Annotated in this window: 1 other RNA gene; it reads right to left on the reverse strand. The window is 56.5% G+C overall.

The window, feature by feature from the left end:
* Positions 1-379, reverse strand: a transfer-messenger RNA (tmRNA) gene (gene ssrA, locus ACO0K4_RS19510); the annotation flags it as partial.

Consider the following 379-nt stretch of genomic DNA (forward strand, 5'->3'; position numbering starts at 1 on the left):
GTGCAGAGATTTGCACTCTGGTCCGCAAGATTCGAAGAAGTGCTTCTACAGGCTTAGTTGACCGTTCATTTTCGGGAAACACAGCCCCGGTCAACGCGGTACGTGTTTCCCTAGCCGATCCTTTCTTTGACCCCGCTTATCGGCGTTGCGGGTGTCGCACGCTGTTATTGGTGACGCCCGTCATGCCATCCGAACAGCGACGGATGGGACGGACGGCTGGGTTACTATGACCCAGCACCCTGACTAAGCCGTCTTAGGCGGCGTAAGCCAGAGCAGGGCGAGTGTCTTTGGCACTCAATGGTTTGCTCATTTTAGAGTGGGTGAGCGCCACTGCCTGCCACACAGCCTCAGCCTCTTACGTCGAATCTAGTTCACCCCC

Origin of the sequence: Undibacterium sp. RuTC16W, assembly GCF_049339445.1 — a bacterium.
Taxonomy (GTDB): Bacteria; Pseudomonadota; Gammaproteobacteria; order Burkholderiales; family Burkholderiaceae_D; genus Undibacterium.